At 44.0% G+C, this 17,431-nt stretch carries 16 protein-coding genes; 8 read left to right on the top strand and 8 right to left on the bottom strand.

The window, feature by feature from the left end; all coding sequences use genetic code 11:
- Window positions 1-301: 301 nt before the first annotated feature.
- The gene (locus JHD45_RS18065) at window positions 302-1,654 is read right to left on the bottom strand and encodes a sigma-54 interaction domain-containing protein (RefSeq protein ID WP_233407918.1); all 1,353 of its coding nucleotides are present in this window, start codon (window positions 1,652-1,654) and stop codon (window positions 302-304) included.
- A 222-nt stretch (window positions 1,655-1,876) separates the two neighbouring features.
- On the opposite strand from JHD45_RS18065, the gene JHD45_RS18060 reads away from it, so the two are divergent.
- From JHD45_RS18060 to JHD45_RS18045, 4 genes are all read left to right on the top strand, one after another.
- Window positions 1,877-2,758 (top strand): MBL fold metallo-hydrolase, encoded by an 882-nt coding sequence (locus JHD45_RS18060; protein ID WP_233407917.1) that lies wholly within the window; start codon window positions 1,877-1,879, stop codon window positions 2,756-2,758.
- 84 nt (window positions 2,759-2,842) lie between these two features.
- Window positions 2,843-4,435, top strand: coding sequence for a bifunctional protein tyrosine phosphatase family protein/NAD(P)/FAD-dependent oxidoreductase (locus JHD45_RS18055; protein ID WP_199477897.1), 1,593 nt, complete (start codon window positions 2,843-2,845; stop codon window positions 4,433-4,435).
- Between the two features lie 221 nt (window positions 4,436-4,656).
- Window positions 4,657-6,198: a polyphosphate:AMP phosphotransferase gene (pap, locus tag JHD45_RS18050; protein WP_199477896.1), complete on the top strand. Its 1,542-nt coding sequence runs from the start codon at window positions 4,657-4,659 to the stop codon at window positions 6,196-6,198.
- A 34-nt stretch (window positions 6,199-6,232) separates the two neighbouring features.
- Window positions 6,233-6,838: a hypothetical protein gene (locus JHD45_RS18045; protein ID WP_199477895.1), complete on the top strand. Its 606-nt coding sequence runs from the start codon at window positions 6,233-6,235 to the stop codon at window positions 6,836-6,838.
- A gap of 58 nt (window positions 6,839-6,896) precedes the next feature.
- On the opposite strand, the gene JHD45_RS18040 is transcribed toward JHD45_RS18045, so the two are convergent.
- Entirely contained in the window at window positions 6,897-7,412 is a 516-nt protein-coding gene (locus JHD45_RS18040) for a GNAT family N-acetyltransferase (RefSeq protein WP_233407916.1), read from the bottom strand.
- Window positions 7,413-7,591: 179 nt separating this feature from the next.
- Window positions 7,592-9,013 carry a PLP-dependent aminotransferase family protein gene (locus JHD45_RS18035; protein ID WP_199477893.1) on the bottom strand — a complete coding sequence of 474 codons (1,422 nt, stop codon included), beginning with the start codon at window positions 9,011-9,013 and terminating at the stop codon, window positions 7,592-7,594.
- Between the two features lie 217 nt (window positions 9,014-9,230).
- On the opposite strand from JHD45_RS18035, the gene JHD45_RS18030 reads away from it, so the two are divergent.
- Window positions 9,231-9,854 carry a LysE family translocator gene (locus JHD45_RS18030; RefSeq protein WP_199477892.1) on the top strand — a complete coding sequence of 208 codons (624 nt, stop codon included), beginning with the start codon at window positions 9,231-9,233 and terminating at the stop codon, window positions 9,852-9,854.
- A 68-nt stretch (window positions 9,855-9,922) separates the two neighbouring features.
- On the opposite strand, the gene fghA is transcribed toward JHD45_RS18030, so the two are convergent.
- Together fghA and JHD45_RS18020 are read right to left on the bottom strand one after the other, a co-directional pair.
- The gene (gene fghA / locus JHD45_RS18025) at window positions 9,923-10,753 is read right to left on the bottom strand and encodes an S-formylglutathione hydrolase (RefSeq protein ID WP_199477891.1); all 831 of its coding nucleotides are present in this window, start codon (window positions 10,751-10,753) and stop codon (window positions 9,923-9,925) included.
- A 156-nt stretch (window positions 10,754-10,909) separates the two neighbouring features.
- Window positions 10,910-12,025, bottom strand: coding sequence for an S-(hydroxymethyl)glutathione dehydrogenase/class III alcohol dehydrogenase (locus JHD45_RS18020; RefSeq protein WP_199477890.1), 1,116 nt, complete (start codon window positions 12,023-12,025; stop codon window positions 10,910-10,912).
- Window positions 12,026-12,268: 243 nt separating this feature from the next.
- On the opposite strand from JHD45_RS18020, the gene JHD45_RS18015 reads away from it, so the two are divergent.
- Window positions 12,269-13,153, top strand: coding sequence for a LysR family transcriptional regulator (locus tag JHD45_RS18015; RefSeq protein WP_199477889.1), 885 nt, complete (start codon window positions 12,269-12,271; stop codon window positions 13,151-13,153).
- 64 nt (window positions 13,154-13,217) lie between these two features.
- Window positions 13,218-13,484: a DUF3820 family protein gene (locus JHD45_RS18010; protein ID WP_199477888.1), complete on the top strand. Its 267-nt coding sequence runs from the start codon at window positions 13,218-13,220 to the stop codon at window positions 13,482-13,484.
- 76 nt (window positions 13,485-13,560) lie between these two features.
- On the opposite strand, the gene JHD45_RS18005 is transcribed toward JHD45_RS18010, so the two are convergent.
- Window positions 13,561-13,989: a GNAT family N-acetyltransferase gene (locus JHD45_RS18005; RefSeq protein WP_233407915.1), complete on the bottom strand. Its 429-nt coding sequence runs from the start codon at window positions 13,987-13,989 to the stop codon at window positions 13,561-13,563.
- A 166-nt stretch (window positions 13,990-14,155) separates the two neighbouring features.
- Here JHD45_RS18005 and JHD45_RS18000 point away from each other — a divergent pair, with 166 nt between their 5' ends.
- Window positions 14,156-14,611 (top strand): GNAT family N-acetyltransferase, encoded by a 456-nt coding sequence (locus JHD45_RS18000; protein WP_199477887.1) that lies wholly within the window; start codon window positions 14,156-14,158, stop codon window positions 14,609-14,611.
- A 93-nt stretch (window positions 14,612-14,704) separates the two neighbouring features.
- Here the strand turns inward: JHD45_RS18000 and JHD45_RS17995 are convergent, their stop codons facing one another.
- Together JHD45_RS17995 and JHD45_RS17990 are read right to left on the bottom strand one after the other, a co-directional pair.
- On the bottom strand, window positions 14,705-16,225 hold the full coding sequence (locus tag JHD45_RS17995; protein WP_199477886.1) for a DHA2 family efflux MFS transporter permease subunit: 1,521 nt from the start codon (window positions 16,223-16,225) through the stop codon (window positions 14,705-14,707).
- A 9-nt stretch (window positions 16,226-16,234) separates the two neighbouring features.
- A complete protein-coding gene (locus JHD45_RS17990) occupies window positions 16,235-17,422 on the bottom strand; it encodes an efflux RND transporter periplasmic adaptor subunit (RefSeq protein ID WP_199477885.1) in 1,188 nt (395 codons plus the stop codon).
- Window positions 17,423-17,431 lie beyond the last annotated feature (9 nt).

Genomic DNA, 17,431 nt, shown 5'->3' with positions numbered 1-17,431 from the left:
AACCTAATGAATTCATAAGCTTAGTGATTCAGAAATAATTTATTAGAAAGGAAAAAAATTAAACAAATAGATTTAAATGTTTAGTCTGTAGCAAACAATAGGAAAAAATAAAATTAAACATAACCATAAAATTAAACTTAATTTATTATTTCCATACAATTAATTACGTTTTCATGACAGATTGATGGCATTTGTAAAGGAAGAGAGAAGCGATAAGAGATGTCAGCGATTTTCATCTTCCCCGAAGCAAGTAATGAGATCCATAAAGGTAAAACAAAGGTTTATCAGCCAGATTGATTGGCTATTGCAACTTCCGATAGAGAGAACGCAAGCTAATGCCAGCCACTTCAGCTACTTTCACCTTGTCATGGTTATAAAAGGAAAGTAAATCAGATAAATAAAGCTGCTCAGCTGTTTTCAAATCTACCCATACCCTCTCTGAATCATTCAACTGTTTAGCATCCACACACCCCGTAGACTGGTCAGCAACGTCCTGATTAAGTTCCTGATCAATAATCAGGCATTCCTCTATCGTACTGCGTTCAATGACATTCGTATCCGTCAATATGGTGGCACGGTTGAGAATGTTACTTAACTCGCGAATATTGCCAGGAAAGTCATATTGCTTTAATACATGAAACGCAGAATCCGTAAGATGATATTCCTTACGATGACTAATTCGTTTTAATAATGTGCTAATTAACAACGCCAGATCATCACGTCGTTCACGCAATGATGGAACATAAATAGGGAAGACATTAATTCGATAGTATAAGTCTTGACGAAACGCCCCATCTTTCACCATTTTGGCGAGGTTTTTATGGGTCGCACAGATCAATCTAAAACGCGTATGCTTGGTACTTGAGGAGCCAACAGGCCGAAAAGAACCCGTTTCAATTAGACGAAGTAGCTTGACTTGCATCGACAGTGGGACATCGCCAATTTCATCCAAGAATAGCGTTCCACCGTTCGCTAACTCCACTAACCCAGTGCGATTGCTATACGCCCCTGTGTAGGCGCCTTTAACATGACCAAACAATTCACTTTCAAACAAGGAGTCGGTTAGCCCCGCGCATTCTAAGGTAACAAGCGAATTCTTCGCTCTGTCACTGCCTTGATGGATAGCATGTGCCACGAGCTCTTTACCACTTCCCGACTCCCCTAGCAGCAATACAGATGCATCGCTCTGGCTCACTCGGGTCACCTTTTCTAACATGAGATTAAAAGGCTTACTAGAACCCACTAGCGTTTTACTGCCATTTTCAGCACTGGCTACGGCCACAGCTCGCAGTAACTCGACAAAAAATAACAACTTACCCTGGCTATCATGAATAGGCAGCATTTCTACATCCACATGCTCCTTGCCTCTTGGCGTTTGGTGAATATGCAGAACTCGTTCTTTACGACCGGAGTCTAGAGTTGCCGCAAGCGGGCAATCTTCTCCAGCAACATCACAAGGGACGTTATAACCATGGGATACCTCAAAACAACGCGGTTTGGTTTGTAATAAAACCTCACCAAATTCTTCTCGATAATGCTGATTAATCGCGAGAATTTGATAATCCACCGATACCAGAATCGCCGGACAATCGTACCCTTCGAGCATGCTCGTAAGTCCTTCAAGAGACGGTGAATCAGACGCAATGATATCCATACACAAACCTCGCCATTTTTGTCAAAACCAAGGACAAATATGACAATAGATGTGACGTTGGTCAATGCTATTTCAATAAAAGCGATCATCACAAAAAATAAAAGTCTTTATTTTTCAACTCACTAAATAACATAAAAAGCGTTGGCATGTTTTCTGCTCTATCAATCTTAATAAGATAAATCAGCATGCTATTAGACCAGTGATCAATCAGTGAGGTGTGAGATGACAACTAACACAGTAATGAAGCCCGAAGTGGCGGCTTTTTTTGAAAAAGACACCAGTACATTTTCTTATGTCGTAAAGGACCCTGAATCGTCGAACTGTGCAATTGTCGACAGCGTCATGAATTTCGATTATGCCTCTGGCAGCACTTTTTATAAAAGCGCTGACGACATTATTGAGTATGTTACGGCCCATAAACTAACCGTAGAATGGTTAATTGAAACCCATGTTCATGCAGATCACCTTTCCGCCGCGCCTTACCTTAAAGAAAAATTAGGTGGGAAAATAGGTATCGGTGAGCAAATCAGTATTGTGCAAGACACCTTTGCCAAAGTATTTAACGAAGGCCAGGAGTTTAAACACGACGGCTCTCAATTTGACCATTTATTCAAAGATGGCGAACAATTTTATATCGGCAAAATGCCATGTACTGCCATGCATACACCCGGCCATACACCGGCATGCTTTACCCATGTACTAGGTGATGCGGTTTTCGTTGGGGATACCTTATTTATGCCCGATGCAGGAACAGCACGAGCTGACTTTCCAGGAGGCGATGCTGGTACCCTGTATGATTCCATTCAAAAAATCCTCGCCCTCCCAGAGGACTATCGAATTTATATGTGTCACGACTATTGTCCAAATGGACGTGAGCTGGAATACCAAACAGACATCAAGACTCAGCGTGACCATAATATCCATGTCAAACAAGATATTAACAAGGCAACTTTTGTCCATTTACGGGAAAGTAGAGATAAAACCCTAGCCATGCCACGTCTTATTTTACCATCGCTGCAAGTGAATATGAGAGCGGGCCACCTTCCTAATCCAGAAGAAAATGGTTTGTCTTACTTAAAAATTCCATTAAACGCTTTTACATAAGACGTCAATAAAGAGCAATCGCATTACAGGCACACCAAAGAGCGGCAAACATACATATAACGACAAAAAAAGAGAGAGAAGAGCATGTTGCGCAAAGCCATCACAGACCACTATTCCGTGTCTGAACAAATCAGTTTAGACGATGTCAATACCCTAGCAAAATCAGGCGTCACACTGATCATCTGTAATCGACCTGACAACGAGGAGGAAGGGCAACTTAACTTTGCCAAAGTGGCCGAACAGGCCAACGCTAATAATATCTCGGCGATACACATCCCCTTTTCTGGAGGCCAAATGCAACCAGAAGACGTTGAGGCATTCAAACAGGCGATAAAAGGGGCACAGAACGTTCACGCATACTGTCGGACAGGTAATCGTTCAACGCAAATCTGGCAAGCTAGCCAAGAACCGACCATTCAACCCCAAGCGGCTGCCTCCGCATCACCCTCCCCGCAATACGATGTTGTTATTGTCGGCGCAGGATCCGCAGGCGTAGCAACCGCTGCGAGCTTGCTAAAGCGTCAATCCAACATTAAACTCTGCCTGATTGACCCTGCCAACAGCCATTACTACCAACCGGGGTGGACCCTCGTTGGCGGCGGCGTATTCAAAGCGGCCAAAACTCACCGAAAAATGGCCCATGTCATCCCCCGCAATAGTACTTGGATTCAACAGTCCGTCAGCTCTTTTTTACCCGACGAAAACAAGCTGGTTCTCGATAACGGTCAGCAAGTCAGTTACCGCTTTTTAGTGGTTGCCGCTGGAATCAAACTCAACTGGGATGCCATCGAAGGACTATCTGAGACTCTTGGAAAGAATGGCGTCACCTCCAATTATCGCTATGACTTGGCCCCTTATACTTGGGAATTGGTAAAAAACTTAAAAGACGGAAATGCCGTATTTACCCAGCCTCCTATGCCCATAAAATGCGCTGGCGCGCCACAAAAAGCCATGTATTTATCATGCGACCATTGGTTAAAAAACGGCAATCACAAGAACATCAAAACGTCTTTTTATAATGCTGGCGGCGTGATTTTTGGCGTACCAGCCTATGTACCCGCTCTTGAAAGCTATCTTAAAAAGTACCAAGTCAACACTCACTTCAGTCACAATTTGGTGAAAGTCGATGGGCCAAACAAAAGAGCATATTTCGCGGCAAAAGACAAAAACGGCGAGCCCACGATCATTGAAACCCAATTTGATATGCTGCACGTTTGCCCACCACAATGTGCACCCGACTTTATTCGCAACAGTCCCCTTGCCGATGAGGCTGGCTGGGTCGAGGTAGATAAGGAGACCTTACAACATACTCGATTTGCCAACATCTGGTCACTGGGCGATGTTTCCAACACGCCTAATGCCAAAACCATGGCCGCCGCTCGTAAACAGGCTCCGGTCGTCGCCCAGAACATTGCCGATGCATTACAAAATCGTCCAATGAAAGCCATTTACGATGGTTATGGTTCCTGTCCACTCACCGTTGAGCGCGGCAAAATCGTCTTGGCAGAATTTGGCTATGGTGGGAAGCTTTTACCCACCTTTCCAAAATGGATCAACGATGGCACCAAACCCACTAATTTTGCTTGGTTATTAAAAGAAGAAATCTTACCGCCCTTCTATTGGCATGGCATGCTAAAAGGCTATGAATGGTTCGTTAAACCTGAAGTGAAAGAATAGGTGAACCTAACGGTAGGCAAGAACGCTGTTGAACCACGCTCTTGCCTACAAAACGACAAGCAATCACAAGTGATCCTGCTATAAAGACCCCTTCTCCGTCGACGATGCTGATGATTGTCAGCTCATTCACTCAGCCTGCGACTAATCATTGTCACTGTTGTCATGTCCTATGCTACTCTTCGGAGTAAAGCCATTTCACGATCTGAATAAGTGAGTCATCCATGTTTGAAGCAGCCGAGTTAGGACGATCTATCAGTAAGCACGACTATAAAGAGCAAGAGCCCATTCTTCGTGAAAAACTATTGCTTACCCAATTCGCGCTGCAACAAGCCAACGTTCCCGTCTATATTCTACTCGAGGGCGTTAACAACAAAGATAAAGGCGATGTTATCAACCTGCTCAATCAATGGTTTGATACCCGTGGATTAGAGGTAAACGGCTTTGGCGCCAAAACCGAGGCGGAAGCCAGCCGACCACGCTTTTGGCGTTATTGGCGAAACTTCCCAGCCCGTGGCCGCATCGGTTTATTTTTTGGTTCTTGGTACAGTGGCGAACTCATCAAACGAGCGATAAAGAAGCAAAAGAAAGTCGCCTTTGATGTCCATATGCAGCGCATCCTAGCACTAGAAACCACATTAGCCAGAGATGGCGCCTTAATCCTCAAATTCTGGCTACACTCCTCTCAATCAACACAAAAGCAACGCCTAAAAGAACTCAAAGCCGCCCAGAAAGAAGGCTGGAAAAGCTCCCAGGCAGATTTTCAAATTCTGACCCATTACCCACGTTATATTCATGCCGCAGAAAGAGCTATTCGGCTAACTGATCAAGCCATCGCTCCTTGGTATGTTGTTGAATCTGAAGATAATTATTATCGAGATCTCACTGTCGTTAAACAAATCATCGAGACCGCAGAAAGCCACCTAGCCACTCTACCGAAAGAGGAGGACACAAAGAAAAATACCCCTTCACAAACCACTGAGACGTCTGAAAAAGCCCCAACAGATGCCCCTAAAACGCCTAAAGAAGAACTGATAACTGAACCCACAATCTTAAGCCAGTTAAAACAACCTCCATCTGAAGAGCCTGATAACAACAGCAAACACTTGGCTATGCTACAAGAAAAACTGACTCGGCTGAGCTGGCAGGCTTATCATAAAGGCATCAGTTTTATTTTGGTATTCGAAGGATGGGATGCGGCAGGTAAAGGCGGTGCTATTCGACGCATTATGCAGGCGGTGGATGCCCGTATCGCCAGAGTTATCTCTATCGCCGCTCCCTCAGATGAAGAAAAGGCTCACCATTATTTATGGCGTTTCTGGCGCCATATACCCGCCTCAGGCAAACACACCATTTATGATCGAAGTTGGTATGGACGTGTGTTAGTAGAACGTGTAGAGGGCTTCGCAACCGAGAATGAATGGCGACGCGCCTACACAGAAATTAATAACTTTGAAGAACAAATTATCCATCACGGCAGTTTATTGCTAAAATTCTGGTTGCATATCGATCAAGAAGAACAACTAAAACGTTTTGAAGCCCGTGAAAACATTCCCTACAAGCAGCATAAAATCACGGAAGAAGACTGGCGCAACCGCAACCACTGGCAAGCCTATGAAAGCGCCGTTAACGACATGGTGGTTCATACCAGTACTGATTATGCGCCGTGGACATTGATCGCCGCCAACAACAAACACTACGCTCGCATCGCGGTATTAGAAGCATTGTGCGACAAACTGGAAAACAGACTAAAAGAAACGAAATAATGCAATGTATCTATAAACAAGGAATCCAGTTCGAATGGACGAATTGCTACAACTAGCGGTATCTGGTTCCCTCGTTGGCGTGACTATTTTTTATCTACTCAGTTCATTACTCGTCAAGCATTGGGTTCGTATTGATGTTTACCAACTACTCCTATCCATGGCCGCGACTTTCCTCATTGCGATTGTTGGTGAGGTGGTTCTTGGTAAGCTGTATTATCTGGTCATGGGAAAACCACTCTGGCAATATCATGTCTGGCCCATTCATGATGGTTACACCTCCGCCCTGAACTTCATCACTTGGCCTGTATATGGCTTTTACCAATACTGCCTGCACTATGTGCTAACGCACAAAAAATGCCAATTGCGCCCCTACTGGCTGACAGGTCTAGCGTCTGGCATCGATGGGCCAATACTGGAAATTCTCGCTAACGGCTTTTCTTTGCTGTTTTATCAGACCTTCTACTTCTATTATCTACCTGATGACATGCGACACTACACGTCGCTGCAAGTTGTGCCTTTATACATGGTTGGTGGGGTCATTCTTGCGCTGATACTACAGCATCTTCGTGAGCGCCCACCTAAGTGGATATACCCTATTGTATTTTACGCTGCCGGCGTCGCTTTTATTCTCACAGGCTAGTCTGCCCTCCCCTCATAGGGCGTTTTCTAAGGATAGTGATAGACAGTACCTAACACTGCTAAACAGAAGCTATTTTGTACGCCAAAATTGCGGTATTTCTTGAGCCAGATGAGCGTTTTTCGGGATCGTGGAAAGTATCAATCACCTGAAAGCCTGCTTTTCTCATCATCCCCGCCGAGGCTAGGTTCTCTTCATGTCGCTCAATCAATACCACTTGCACTGGTTTCTTTTTCGCTTGTTCAAGGCAAAGTTCAAGCAACTTGGTCGCAATACCCTGACCAGAATAGGCCTGAGACACCACCACATCGCCGATAAAACAAAGCGCGTGGAGATCAAAATACTGGGTCAAATAGGCAGGGCTAACGGATCCATCAATTAACACTGCAAAACCAATGATTTGCTTATTATCAGCATCCTCTGCCACCATCGCCATCGCCGAGCCCTCTTCAATCAACTTGAATTCCGCCTCAACCCCCTCTTCGGTCAAATAATTCCACACATTAGGACCTTGGTCCCAGAGTAATGTTTTCAGCGCTGAAAGCTCAGCCACTGCTGCTTGACGATACACAATCATACTCATTTATCCTCTAAGTCATTGAGTTAGCAAATAATATCCAAAAACAGATCTCGACCGTAGGTAGGGTTTTATCCCAACACCAAGCTAAAGAACCAACAGACATTTGTAAGATACAAGTTATATGTCTTACATTCCTTTGCTTGAAAAATGAGTTTTAGACCTAACACCAAATTATGTTACGAGCCATAAAATGATTCATTTTTAAGCAGCTCACCCATTGTTCGTATACCGTTTTTAAGAAGCGCTAATTTGTGTCCAAAGTTGATTCTTATGCAGTGACCATGACGCTCTGAAGATGAAAAAATGCTACCTGAGACAACCTGTATTTTTCTCTGTAAAAGGCTTTTATTAAAAGCATTAGCATTAAAGTTTTTAGGGAATTCTACCCATAAAATATAGCCGCCTTGAGGCTGACTCATTCTTATTCCAGTAGGAAACGATTCTCCTATCCATTCGACCGTTTGCTGTAAATTTCTGTGGTACATAGCGCGCATTTTTCTTAAATGAAGTAGGTAGTGTCCATCTTCTATAAAGCTTGCGACCGCAATCTGTGCCGCACTCGAAGTACTGCCTGTTCCTGTATATTTCATATACAAAACACGGTCAAAAAAACGTGCTGGTGCAATCCAGCCAATGCGCAGTCCCGGAGCAATGGTTTTTGAAAAAGACCCACAAAGTAGTACTCTGCCGTCCATATCCATTGACTTTATGGTTAAAGGACGTGGGTAGCGATAGGACAAATCACCATATATATCATCTTCCAGAATCATCACATTGTATTTCTTGGCTAAATTGAGCAGCTCCCTTTTGCGTTCTTCTGGCATGATAAAACCTAAGGGGTTATTACAATTGGGCGTAACTTGAATCAGCTTCACCGACCACTGTTCGAGAATCATCTCTAATGACTCAATACTTATACCTGTTATAGGATCAGTTGGCACTTCTAACACTCTGACGCCACAGGCTTGTAAAATTTGTATTGCACCATGAAAAGCTGGTGACTCAATCGCAACAATGTCCCCTGGTTCACAAACAGCTCGAATAGCAATAGACAACGCCTCTTGGCATCCACTAGTAATAATTAATTCTTCCGCAGCAATATCACAACCTGAATCAATTAGCATTCGAGATATCTGTTCTCTTAACTTTTTCATGCCCGAAATATCATCGTAGTAGAGTGCTCGTTTATCGGTGCTTCTACCCGTTTGACTAAGCGCTTTCAGCAAAGGCTTTAATGAAGAAGAATCTACATCAGGCATACCACGTCCTAATTGAAGTACACCGTCGCTAGGAGAGCTTGCAGCTAACTCTAGAATGCTATGCCAGTTCTTAATATCTACAGGTTCTTGAGTAACTGGCTGAACACTAGGTAAATGGCCACTTGCTAATTGGCCTTGACGAACAAAATAGCCTGTTTTTTCAATAGGAATCACCAAGCCATTTTCTTCTAGAAAGTGATAAGAGTTTTGTGCTGTACCAAGACTAACACTAAACGAAGTACAAATTTCTCTCATAGAAGGCAGCTTCTCTCCAGGGCGATAAAAGCCTTTTTGAATCCGATCAGAAATAACATTCGCAATATCAACGTATTGAGGCATGGTAACTGGTTGCTCCATAAAGCTCAAAAACATACACAGGAGATAAAAACAAGGTATACAGAGGTCATAGAATACGATTCTGTATACTTAAATTAACAAAACTCTATCCATTTTAACAAGGTAAAAATCCACCGATAATCAAGTACGAGATAGCCACTGCTTGACTGATTGCGTCTCTAACCAATTCCAAAAACTATCAATTGACTTGGAGAAAACGATGACCATTAGCGTATGGTTGGTGTTTATTTGCCTGACAACAATACAAACAGGAAGCCCCGGCCCATCGACTGTAAACCTCATAAACAACGTCATTAGATATGGAAAATTTCAAGCCATCTTTGTTCTTACAGGTGATGTGTTAGCGATATGTATCATGGGGCTAATATCATCTGCAGGAATAGACATATTTTTTTCCCAACACCCAACACTCTTTAGCGGACTAAAAATACTCGGTGCGATTTACCTTATTTATTTAGGATTTAAATCTTTTACCAAAAAATCCGTAAAACTAGGTGATGAAGCCAATATGAGAAAAGAAGGATTCTGGAAGCTTTGGCGGCAATCCTTTTTTATCGGTATAAGCAACCCGAAAGCCATAATCTATTTTTCGGCCTTGCTGCCACAATTTGAAAGCCATGGAACGCCTAATCTACAGCTATTTATCATTTTGGTACTCAGCAGCGTGCTCATTAAATTTGCCACCTTATCTATCTACGCCTTCGTTGCAGAATATTTGTCATCAAGAATAAAATCGCCTAAAGCAGCAAACACTGGAAATAAACTCGTAGGAATTTTCTTTATGTTATTTGGCTCGCTACTCGCTGTATCGGGAATTTTTTAATCCATTTCAAGAACAAAAAACGAGCCGTAGCTCGTTTTTTGCAGATTCCAATAAAAGGAAAAACAACATCAATTTAATGCTTTCGCATGATGCTCTAGGTGGTCATCAATAAAGCTGGCGATAAAGAAGTAGCTGTGGTCATAGCCAAGTTGGCGACGTAGGGTAATCGGGTGATCTGCTTTTTCACAGGCTTCAAGAAGCGCGTCTGGTTTGAGTTGCTCTTCTAGGAAGTTGTCGGCTTCACCTTGGTCGATCAGTAAATGTAAGCGTTCACTTGCCTTTTCAACAAGCAATGTCGCGTCCCATTCGTTCCAACTGGCTTTGTCATCCCCCAAATACCCTGTAAAAGCTTTTTCGCCCCAAGGGCAATTTGTCGGATTCGCAATAGGAGCAAAAGCCGAGACGGACTGATATTTGCCTGGATTTTTCAGGGCACAAATCAAGGCACCGTGACCGCCCATAGAATGACCGGAGATAGAGCGTTTTTCCGTGACCGGAAAGTTTGCTTCGATCAAATGTGGCAATTCCTGAACCACATAATCGTACATATGGTAGGTACTGGAATAAGGTGCAACCGTAGCGTTCACATAAAAGCCCGCTCCTGAGCCAAAATCGTAGCTTTCATGTTCACCGGGGTATTCGGTCCCTCGCGGGCTAGTATCTGGACAGACAATAGCTAAACCAAGCTCGGCCGCCTTACGGAAAGCCCCCGCTTTTTGGGTGAAGTTTTCGTCCGTACAGGTCAGGCCAGATAACCAATAGAGAACAGGCACTTTTTGAGTTTCTGCTTGAGGTGGCAGGTAAATAGCAAACGTCATCTCCCCTTTCACCGACAGGCTTTCATGGCGATAGCGTTTTAGCCAACCACCAAAGCTTTTCGTACTGGATAATAATTCCATATTCTTCTCCTTCTCATTCCCACCACTTGAGCAAGCGGTGCGAATAAATGGGGTACTTGTTCGTTAAATTTGTACCCGCGCACGATAAACCGACTGTTAACTATGTATGAGTAAACACGTTCGTCATGCGCAGGTCGTCACTTTTTATCGAAAAGCTTACTTATCAAAAAGAATAACGGTACGAATACTCTTACCTTCGTGCATTAAGTCAAACGCTTCGTTAATTTGCTCAAGGGGCATGGTATGAGTCACAAAGGGATCAATCTCGATTTTACCATTCATATAATCTTCTACATAACCTGGCAATTGGCTACGACCTTTCACGCCACCAAAAGCCGACCCTTTCCAAACCCGACCAGTGACCAATTGGAATGGACGCGTAGAGATTTCTTGGCCTGCGCCTGCAACACCAATGATGATCGACTCACCCCAACCTTTGTGGCAGCACTCAAGGGCAGAACGCATCACTTGTACATTACCGATACACTCAAATGAGTAATCCACACCACCGTCGGTCATATCAACGATGACTTGTTGAATGGGATCAGAGAAGTTTTTCGGATTAACACAATCAGTGGCGCCAAATTGTTTCGCCATATCAAATTTCGATTCATTAACATCAATCGCGATAATACGAGACGCTCCAGCCATACGTGCCCCTTGGATAACGGACAAACCGATACCACCAAGACCAAAGACAGCAACCGTTGCGCCCTCTTCCACCTTCGCCGTATTCAATACCGCACCAATACCTGTGGTGATACCACAACCTAGCAAACATACTTTCTCTAGCGGTGCATCAACGTGGATTTTCGCCAGTGAAATCTCAGGAACGACACTGTATTCAGAAAAAGTAGACGTTCCCATGTAGTGATAAATCGGCTCGCCATTAATACTGAAACGAGACGTGCCATCTGGCATTAGGCCTTTACCTTGTGTTTCGCGGACGGCACTACACAAGTTGGTTTTACCAGACTTACAGAACTTACATTCGCCACACTCTGCTGTGTAAAGTGGGATAACATGATCGCCAACTTTAAGGCTAGTAACCCCTTCACCAACGGCTTCAACAACACCCGCGCCTTCATGACCAAGAATCGCAGGGAAAACGCCCTCAGGATCTTCACCGGAAAGTGTAAAAGCATCGGTATGACACACGCCTGTTGCGACCATTCGCACTAAGACTTCCCCTTTTTGTGGATCTTGCACATCAACTTCTTCTATTTTAAGAGGTTGGCCTGGTCCCCAAGCAACAGCAGCTTTACATTTCATTATCTTCTCCCAAGTCTTGTGTTAATCATTAACGTTTTAACTAAAAAACTAGAATGGATTGATAGGATTAAGGACAGTAAAAGCCTTCATCCCTTTCAGTTTCCACAGTGTAGACGCTAATGATTAAGACGATAATGCCTATTTTAGAAAATCATTATTGTTATACTGCAATAATAATTCCCATATGAAGCTATATTGTTATAATATAACACGACCAATACACGTGAAGATGAGAGTGGACACATGAAGAACTGGGAAGCGATGGAAGCCTTTGTCGAAGTCGTCAGACAAGGCAGTTTTTCAGCGGCGGCAATCAAACTCGACGTTTCGGCGTCTCACATCAGCCGCTTAATCACGCACTTAGAAAACGAGCTGGGTACCACCCTACTATTTCGCACCACGAGACGTATTCGTTTAAGCGAAGCTGGCGAACTGTATTATCAGCATTGCCGTAGCTTGCCCGAAGCATTAAGTAATGCCGAAGAAGTCATATCCACTCTTAACCAAGCTCCGATTGGCCCCTTTAAAATGACTTGCGCGACCACCTTTGGCGAGCGTTACATCGCGCCTATCATCAACGATTTTTTGCTCAAATACCCAAAGATAGAATTGGATTTTCATCTGACCAACCGTGAAGTGGATTTGATTGAAGAAGGTTATGACCTTGCTATCCGCATGGGTGCCTTAAAAGACTCCAGCCACTTATCAAGACGCTTATGTGACCGGGCCGAGCATCTGTGCGCGTCACGGGAATATGTTGATCAACATGGTATACCCCACACCCTATCCGAGTTAAATAAACACCGCTGCTTAATCGGCTCAAAAACCCATTGGCTGTTTCAACAAGACGGTCAGCGTAAAGAAGTGAAAATCTCCAGTAATTGGCGTAGCAACTCGGGGCCAGCTCTGTTGGATGCGGTCAAAAAAGGCTTAGGTATTGCCCAATTACCGGATTATTATGTCACCGATGAATTAGCGTCAGGCAGGTTAATCGCTCTCTTGCCACAATATCAGTATCCTTACAGCGGCGTCTGGTTGGTGTATCCAAAGGTACGACAAACCTCCCCTAAACTGCAAAGTATCTGCGACTACCTGACCCAATGTTTTAAAGACAATCCGCCATTTTAGGATTTGGCCTTTAAAATGGCCCTATGTTTAAATACGCCCAAACGACAATATGAATGGGCCCACTATGTTTTCTCAACAAGATCTGCTGCAGGTCGCACGTCAGACCATGCCGTTTGGTAAATATCAAGGCCGAATCCTGATCGATTTGCCAGAAGCCTACTTACTTTGGTTTGCCCATGAAGGATGGCCCAGTGGCAATTTGGGACAATGGTTGCAATTGGCATTAGAAATCAAAATCAATGGTCTAGAAAAATTGGTCGATCCGCTGCGCTTGCCAAAAGAGAAAAAACCAAACGAGCCGAAAGTGCGCATTCGCTTTGATGACGAGTAAATCGCTTTATAATCGAATGGCTAAAAAGAGGCTTGAGACATCACACACCATGAATAGGTCATAGACAGGAACAGACTCAGCGTTGAAAGTACAACACTCCCTCCTGCTCCCGTTGCAAAATAAAGCCTGTCCGTTGCGCTACTTTTATTGACGCAATATTCTGTGCTTTTATCTCGGCAACAAGCGGTTCGTTAAATTCTTCAACCGTCAGCGCCAGCATTTGGGAGGCGATTCCCTTACCTCGATAGCGGGGGGAAACGGACCAAGACAGGGTCCAAGTACCGTTATCAAAATCCGCTCTAACGGTGCCAACGGGAACATGCTTTTTCTCGACAACATACAAGCGTCTATTTGGGTTGCACAAGGACGCTTTTAACCACTGCATATGATCAGCCACTTCAATCCTCTCAGTTGAATGACTTGCCTTTCTTGTATCAGGGTCATTGCGCCATTCAAATAAACAGTCGGCATCTTTTATGCTGGCGAGTCGTAAAATCAAACCCATCGTTATTCGGACTCCTCTTTTGCTCATCAGTGCAAAAATGTCGTATTGTTGCTTGTGATTTAACGAAGTTGTAGGAAGAATCCAAGATAAGCATTATATTTGTTACGAATCAAGCCGTTCGATAAGAAAACCATATACACCAAGAAAATAATGCGTAAGGGCATCTATGAACATTAAAGTCGATGATTTATCTGGCCCAGAAATCGCACAGTTATTGACTGAGCATCTAAACGACATGCATGCTACGTCTCCCGCAGAAAGTGTTCATGCTCTGGATTTAAGTGGATTAAAAAAGCCCAATATTGCCTTCTGGACAGTGTGGGAAAACGATCAATTACTTGGCTGTGGTGCCCTAAAACGGTTAGATGAAACCCACGGCGAAATAAAATCCATGCGCACTAGCAACATTGCTCGGAATAAAGGAGTAGCCTCTTCACTTCTGCAACATATTTTGCATACAGCCACGGAACAAGGGATGACGAAAATCAGTTTAGAAACAGGCTCACAGAATTTCTTTGAACCTGCAAGAAGGCTCTACCAAAAACACGGTTTTACAGAATGCGAGCCATTTGCCGATTATAAACTCGACCCACATAGCGTCTTTATGAGCAAAACGCTTTAACATTAGTAACGTTAAACACAACATACCGAAACGCCCCCAATTTCTACAACAATTCTCTGGGAGCGTTCGGTACTCTTGATCTCATTTTCCTTTTTAATGGCCACCAGACATGCTGCTAGAGTCGTGACTAGCCGCTTTTTTGGTAAAGAAAACAAAAGGCGTGAGCACTAGGAATAAAACCGTCAGCATTGCAAACAGATCAATCGTCGACAGCATTAACCCTTGTGAGGTCACCGATTGATTAAATTGCAACAAACTTTCTACCGTTGGGTGTTGAAGTTGTTGCGACACCAATGGGTTATATTGCGAGATGTTTTCACTCAGTAACGAATGATGAAGACTTGAGTTACGTGCCCATATCCATGCGGTGAGGGAAGAGGAAAAACTCGCCCCCAAAGTTCTAATAAAGCTAGATAGTGAAGCACCATCAGCAATTTCATGACCATTGAGATCCGACATTAAAATGGTCGTCGTGGGCATAAAAAATAGCCCTATTCCCAATCCCATAAATAACTGAACTAAAGCCACTGTGGCAAAATTCACGTCCAGATTAAAATGTGCCCGCCAATAACAGCTGATTCCAATCACCACAAATGAGCTGGCTGCTAACCAACGCATATCAAGTCTATGCCCAAATTTCCCCAGAATAGGTGACAGCAGCAATGGCAAGACTCCCATTGGTGCCGCAGCCAGACCCGCCCATAACGCGGTATAACCCATTTGGGTTTGCAGCCATTGGGGAAGAATCAGGTTGATACTGAAAAAGCCACCATAACCAAGCGTCAACAAAATGGTGCCAACACAAAAGTTACGATTAGCAAACAGACGCAGATTAATGACCGGATGCTCGTCAGTTAATTCCCAAATCACCATAAAGATCAACATGATGGCTGAAAAGACTGAACCCGCAATAATCCAATTGTTAGCAAACCAATCTAAGTCATTCCCTTTGTCTAATACAATTTGCAGTGCACCAACCCCAAGGGCCATGGACACTAAACCAACCATATCTAATTTCGGTTTGGTTTTTTCCTGCGGACGATCTTTAAATTGAGCCAAAATCACCACGATGGAAAAAATACCAACGGGAATATTAATAAAGAAAATCCATGGCCAGCTGTAATTATAGGTTAACCACCCACCTAATATTGGCCCGACGATAGGGCCAACAACCGCTACCATGCCGATCAAAGCCAAGGCCATCCCCCGCTTTGCCCGCGGGAAGATCGACATCAATAACACTTGGCTCATCGGAAACAAAGGAGCCGCCGATAAACCTTGTAGGGCTCGAAAAAACACGATCTCGGCCATGTTTTGCGAGATACCACACATGAATGACGTCGCTATAAAGCAAAACAAAGCCGCAATATAGAACTGAACTTCACCAAACCGACGACTCAACCAAGAGGTAATCGGCAACCCTATGGCATTACAAACAGTAAACGACGTAATGACCCAAGTACCTTGGGTAAAACTGACACCCATATTGCCAGAAATGGTCGGCAACGCGACGTTGGCAATAGTGGTATCCAACACCTGCATAAATACCCCCAGCGCAATGGCGAACACACAGAGCGCCATATTCGCTGGTCGAAACCCTTCTTGTTGGCTCATAGATCACCCTTACGACTTGTTTTTAGGTGCATGGTTAAGCTGGGGATCATTGTCTTTAATAATTTGGCTGATGATCTGCTGGACGTTTTCCATCTGCTTCTGGTAGACATTGGTTTCATAACGCGGCTTTTTAGGGCTGCTTGTTGATAACAACTTGCCGTTTTGACTGGCAGTATCCACATCGACATTCATCGACAGGCCAATACGCAGAGGATGGGCGGCTAGATCATTGGTATCCAGCTTGATACGAACAGGTAAACGCTGGACAATTTTAATCCAGTTACCCGTCGCATTTTGCGCAGGTAACACCGAAAACGCACTGCCAGTACCGATGCCTAAACTTTCAACCGAACCATGGTAAACCACCTTGTCGCCATAAAGATCACTGACCAAAGTCACAGGCTGACCAATACGCATACTATCCAATTGCGTTTCTTTAAAGTTAGCATCGACCCACACTTCATTAAGAGGTACAACGGCCATTAAAGTAGAGTTTGGTGAGACACGCTGCCCTAACTGTACTTGACGACGGGCCACATAACCGGTGACAGGGGCCACAATGCTCGTGCGCTGCTTGTTTAGATAAGCCTGTTTCAACGCTGAAATGGCTGATAAAACAATCGGATGCGTTTCGACAGTGGTACCTGATATCATGGAGGATTGAGCTTTCAACTGCTCCTCCGCCACATTTAGTTGGGTTTGAGCAGACTCCACCATGTCTTTTGCATGGCTTAAGTCTTCTTGAGACAAGCCACCTGCTTTAACCATGTTTTTCCGGCGATCATAGTCTCTTTGTGCTTTGTGTAGAGCGATCTTATTCGCTTCAACCACGGCTTCAGCTTGCGTCACATTATTGAACATAGCCCGTACTTTTCGAACCGCTTGGGCTAATTGTGCTTTCGCATTTTCAAACTGCAGGTCAGCATCGGTTTGATCGAACCGTACCAACACTTGGCCTTTTTGTACAAAATCACCGTTATCTGCAGCAATTTCTGTGACGGTACCCACGGTTTCCGGCGTAATAGAAACAACGTTACCTTTTACATACGCGTCGTCTGTTGTTGCATTACCCACAACATATTCTTCGTAATACCCGATTGCTCCGATCGCACCCAAGATAATAATGCCAAGAAAGATCATTAAACTCTTCTTACGTTGGCTTTTCTTTGGTGTTGTTGTGTTGTCATTGTCTTGCATAATTTGGTT

This window comes from Marinomonas spartinae (assembly GCF_016461715.1).
Classification (GTDB): domain Bacteria; phylum Pseudomonadota; class Gammaproteobacteria; order Pseudomonadales; family Marinomonadaceae; genus Marinomonas; species Marinomonas spartinae_A.
This window is presented reverse-complemented; position numbering and strand designations above follow the sequence as displayed.